At 72.6% G+C, this 5,296-nt stretch carries 2 protein-coding genes; both read right to left on the bottom strand.

Going from position 1 to position 5,296, the window contains the following annotated elements; genetic code table 11:
- A partial coding sequence (locus IE172_RS34105; RefSeq protein ID WP_190101248.1) for a type I polyketide synthase occupies window positions 1–1,969 on the bottom strand: 1,969 nt, incomplete at its 3' end.
- A gap of 141 nt (window positions 1,970–2,110) precedes the next feature.
- Window positions 2,111–5,296 (bottom strand): type I polyketide synthase (locus IE172_RS34100; protein WP_190101247.1); only part of this gene is annotated, 3,186 nt, incomplete at its 5' end.

The raw sequence follows: 5,296 nt of genomic DNA, 5'->3' as shown, positions 1-5,296 counted from the left end.
GGGAGTGGCCGACGACCGCATCCGGACGGACACCGAGTTCCTGCCAGGTCGCGGCGAGGGACACCATGACGGCCCAGCTGACAGGCTGGATGACGTCGACCCGGTCCAACTCCGCACCGGAGCGCAGCACCTCGGTCAGCGACCAATCGACGTAAGGCGCGAGCGCCTCCTCACAGCGAGCCATCGACTCCGCGAACACAGGCACGGAGTCAAGGAGTTCGGCACCCATACCGGGCCACTGCGTCCCCTGCCCCGGGAACACGAACACGGTCTTGCCGGTCTCGTCCGGCGCGACGCCCTGGACGACGTGCGGCGAGGGTTCGCCATGGGCGAGGGCGTCGAGGGCCTTGAGGAGTTCGCCGGTGCTGCCGCCCAGGGCGACCGCGCGGTGCTCGAACGCGGAGCGGGTCGTGGCCAGCGCGTGTGCGACCTCCGCGGTGTCCAGGTCCGGCCGCTGATCGACGTATTCACGCAGCTGTCGTGCCTGGGCGCGCAGCGCCTCCGCGGTCCGGGCGGAGATCACCCACGGCACGACGCCCGCCGGTGTGGCGTCGTCCTGTTCCTCGTTTTCCTCGTCCGCCTCGACGGGCGGAGCCTCCTCCAGCACGGTATGGGCGTTGGTGCCGCTGATGCCGAAGGAGGAGATGCCGACACGGCGCGGCCGGTCGAGCGCCGGCCACTGCACGTCCTCCGTGAGCAGCGAGACGGCCCCGGCCTCCCAGTCGATACGGGAGGACGGCTCGTCCACGTGCAAAGTGCGGGGCAGCAGGCCCTGATCGAGGGCCATGACCATCTTGATGATCGAGGCGGCACCGGCGGCGGCCTGGGTGTGGCCGATGTTGGACTTCACCGAGCCCAGCCACAGGGGCCGGTCGGCCGGGCGGTCCTGGCCGTACGTGGCGATCAGTGCCTGGGCCTCGATGGGGTCGCCCAGCTTGGTGCCGGTGCCGTGTGCCTCGACCACGTCGACCTGGTCGGGCGTCAGACGGGCGGCGGCCAGCGCCTGACGGATGACCCGCTCCTGGGAGGGGCCGTTGGGGGCGGTGAGGCCGTTGCTGGCGCCGTCCTGGTTGATGGCGCTGCCGCGGATCACGGCGAGCACCCGGTGCCCGTTGCGGCGCGCGTCCGAGAGCCGTTCCACCAGCAGCATGCCGATGCCCTCGGACAGCGCCGTGCCGTCCGCGCCCGACGCGAAGGCCTTGACGCGGGCGTCCGGCGCCAGCCCCCGCTGTCGGCTGAACTCGATGAACGAGGCCGGCGAGGACATCACGGAGATGCCCCCGGCCAGCGCCATCGAGCAGTCGCCCTGCCGCAGCGCGTGGCAGGCCAGATGCAGGGCGACCAGCGACGAGGAGCAGGCCGTGTCGACGGTGACGGCCGGGCCCTCCAGACCGAGGGTGTACGCCACCCGGCCGGACACCACGCTCGGCGTGTTGCCGATACCGAGGTGCCCCTCCAGCTCGGCAGGCACCTCGGGCAACCGGGTCGCGTAGTCCTGGTAGTTGCTGCCGACGAAGACGCCGGCCTTGCTGCTGCGCAGCGACTGCGGGTCGATGCCGGCCCGCTCGAAGGCCTCCCAGGAGGTCTCAAGCAGCAGCCGCTGCTGCGGGTCCATCGCCAGGGCCTCGCGGGGCGAGATGCCGAAGAACGCGGGGTCGAAGTCGGCGGTGTCGTACAGGAATCCGCCCTCCCGCACATAGGACGTGCCGGAGCGGTCCGGGTCGGCGTCGTAGATCGCCTCCAGGTCCCAGCCGCGGTCGTCGGGGAACGCGGAGATCGCGTCGCGGCCCTCGGCGACGACCTGCCAGAGGTCCTCCGGGGACCGGACGTCACCCGGGAAACGGCAGCTCATACCGATGATGGCGATCGGCTCGTGGTCCTTGGCCTCGGCCTCGTTGAGCCGGCGGCGGGTCTGGCGCAGGTCGTTGACGACCCGCTTCAGGTAGTCGCGGAGCTTGTCCTCGGTCATGTTCTGGGCAGCGCCGGAGGAACGGGCGGGCTTTGACATCAGGTCACGTCCTAGAAAGGCCGGGAAGGGCCAGTGGTCAGGTGGCACGGTGGGGAGGAGAGGGCGGCGGCGCCGCCGGCGAGGGGCGGAGCGGAGACGGGATCAGAGCTGGCCCAGCTCCTTGTCGATGAGGTCGAACATCTCGTCGTCGCTGACGGGGTCGAACTCCGCGTCCTCCGCGGGCCCTTCGGCTTCGATCGCGGTGCCGCGGGTGTCGTCCCACTTCCAGAGCAGGGCCTGCAGCCGTGCCGCGATCTTGCCTCGCGCGTCGTCGTCCAGGGCGGATTCGAGGAACGCGGCCTCCAGCCGCTCCAACTCCGCCGAGAGAGGCAGTCCGTCCTCCTGCGCCTGCGGTACGAGATCGTCCAGCAGCCGCTGCGCCAGGGCGGCCGGGTTCGGATAGTCGAAGACCAGGGTCGGCGTCAGCCGCAGCCCGGTCGCCGACCGGAGCCGGTTGCGCAGCTCGACGGAGGTCAGCGAATCGAACCCGAGATCCTTGAAGGCCCGGTTCGCCCGTACCTCCTCGGGCGAGGCATGCCCGAGCACGGCCGTGACCTGCTCCCGTACGAGATCCAGCAGCATCCGCTCCTGATCGGCCCGGGCCAGCTCTGCCAGCCGGCCGGCGATCCCGGACGCGGCTTCCTCGGTACGGCCCCCGGACGCGGCCGCCGTACGCCGGACGGCCGACGTGCGGACGACACCGCGGAACAGGGGCGCCATGACACCGGCCGCCGCCTGCGCGCGCAGCTCCGCCAGATCCAGCCGGGCCGGCACGACCACGGCGTCACCCAGCGCGGTGGCGGCGTCGAACAGGGCCAGGCCCTCGTCAGCGGACATCGGCGCCGCACCGACCCGGGACATCCGGGCCAGGTCCACGTCGCTCAGCCGCCCGGCCATACCGCTGCGCTGCTCCCACAGTCCCCAGGCCAGCGACACGGCGGGCAGTCCGCGCTCGTGCCGGTGGCGGGCGAGGGCGTCGAGGAAGGCGTTGGCCGCCGAGTAATTGGCCAGCCCCGCCCCGCCGAGGGTGCCCGACAGGGAGGAGAAGAGCACGAACGCCGACAGGTCCAGATCCTCGGTCAGCGCGTGGAGGTTCAGCGCGCCGTCGACCTTCGGCCGCAGCACCCGGTCGACCCGCTCCGGCGTCAGCGCCTCGGCCACCCCGTCGTCCAGGACGGCCGCGGTGTGCACCACGGCGGTGAGCGGACGCTCCGCCGGTACGGAGGCCAGCAGCCCAGCCAGCGCCTCCCGGTCGGCGACGTCGCAGGCGGCCACCTCGACCGTGGCACCGAGCCCGGTCAGCTCGGCCACCAGCTCCGGCATCCCGTCGGCGGCGGCCCCGCGGCGGCTGGTGAGCAGCAGGTTCCGCACCCCGCGCTCGGCCACCAGATGCCGGGCGAGCAGCCGGGCGAGCCCACCCGAGGCACCGGTCAGCAGGACCGTGCCCTCGGGCGCGAACCCCGACTCCACCTCCTCGGGGCGCTCGGCACGAGCCAGCCGCGGTGCGCCGACCTCGGTGCCGTGTAGCTGCAGCTGCGGCTCGTCGCCGGCCGCAGCGGCCGCCAGCGTCTCCCAGTCGGGCTCGCCGCCGTCCGTCTCCACGAGCACGAACCGGCCCGGATTCTCCACCTGCGCCGACCTGACCAGACCCCAGACGGGTGCACCGGTCAGGCCCTGTCCGGCCAGGATGACCAGCCGCGACGCGGCAAACCGGTCGTCGGCCAGCCACGCCTGTACGAGGTCCAGGGCGCGGTGCGTGACCTGGCGTACGGCGTCTGCGGTGCCGGCGTCCGCCGTGGTGCCGTCGGTGGTGTCCGGGAAGGGGGCGAAGACCAGCTCGGGGACGTGCGCGGCTGCGGCGGCGAGGCTGCCGAGGTCGTCGTACACATCCATGGTGCTGTGACCACTGCCGTTGCCGACGACGGCCCAGCGTCCGGCCGGCGCGCCGGACCGCGACACCCCGACCGGCACCCACTCCACCCGGAACAGCGAGTCGCCCCGCGCCTCCCGCGCTCCCGCTAGCTGCTCGGTGCCGACCTGCCGCAGCGTCAGTATGTCGACCGAGGCGACAGGACGGCCCACCGAATCGGCCACCGAGACGGACACGGCGTCCTCACCGGCCAGGGCGATCCGCACCCGGACCGCGTTCGCGCCCTGGGCGTGGAGGGTCACCCCACTCCATGCGAACGGGCGCCGGGTGAGTCCCTCACCGGGCTCGGCCAGCAGCACACCCAGCCCCAGCGGCTGGAGCGCCGCGTCGAGCAGCGCCGGGTGAATGCCGTACTCCTTGGCCTCGGCGGACTCCTCGTCCGGCAGGGCGACCTCGGCGAACACCTCGTCACCGCGCCGCCACGCGGCCCGCAGCCCCTGGAAGGCAGGGCCGTACTCGACACCCTGCGCGGCCAGCCGGTCCCAGGCATCCGCCACCGTGATCGCGTCCGCCCCGGCGGGTGGCCAGGCGGCCAGATCGGCATCGGGCCCCGGCGACTGCTGTGCACCGCTGGGAGCCACCGTGCCAGTGGCATGCAGGGTCCACGGCTCGTCGTCCCCGGCGTCCTGCGCACGCGAGTGCAGGTTCAGCTCCCGCCGACCCGAGTCGTCGGTCTCCCCGAGCCTGAGCTGGATCCGTACGCCACCCTTCTCGGGCAGCACCAGGGGTGCCTCCAGGGTGAGTTCCTCCACGGTGCCGCAGCCGACGTGGTGGCCGACCTGGAGGGCGAGTTCGAGGAAGCCGGTGCCGGGCAGCAGGACGGTGCTGGCTACGGCGTGGTCGGCCAGCCAGGGGTGGCTCTGCAACGACAGCAGCCCGGTGAACAGGTGCGTGCCCGTGCCCGCCAGCTCTACCGCCGCCCCGAGCAGCGGGTGTCCGGCGATGCCGAGCCCGATGGATTCGGCGTCGACGGGCCGTGCGGCGGCCGACGCGGGCCAGTAGCGCTGGTGCTGGAAGGGGTAGGTGGGGAGGTCGGTGGCGTGGTTGCCGCCGGTGATGGGCCAGTTGATGGGGTGGCCGTGGGTGTGGAGGTGTGCTGCCGAGGTGAGGAGGCGGGTGAGGGTGCCTTCGTTGCGGCGGAGGGTGCCGGTGGTGAGGGCGTCGGTTGAGGCTTCTTCGATGCTGTAGGTGAGGACGGGGTGGGCGCTGGACTCGATGTAGGTGGTGTGGCCGGACTCGGTGAGCTGCTGGATGGCGGTGTGGAAGTGGACGGTCTGGCGGAGGTTTCGGTACCAGTAGCCGGCGTCGAGCGCCTCGGTGTTCAGGAAGCTGGGTTCGACGGTGGAGAAGAAGGGGAT

This window comes from Streptomyces griseoflavus (genome assembly GCF_014649995.1).
GTDB classification, from domain to species: Bacteria; Actinomycetota; Actinomycetes; order Streptomycetales; family Streptomycetaceae; genus Streptomyces; species Streptomyces griseoflavus.
The sequence above is the reverse complement of the archived record's forward strand: the minus strand, read 5'-3'. Positions and strand labels throughout refer to the sequence as shown.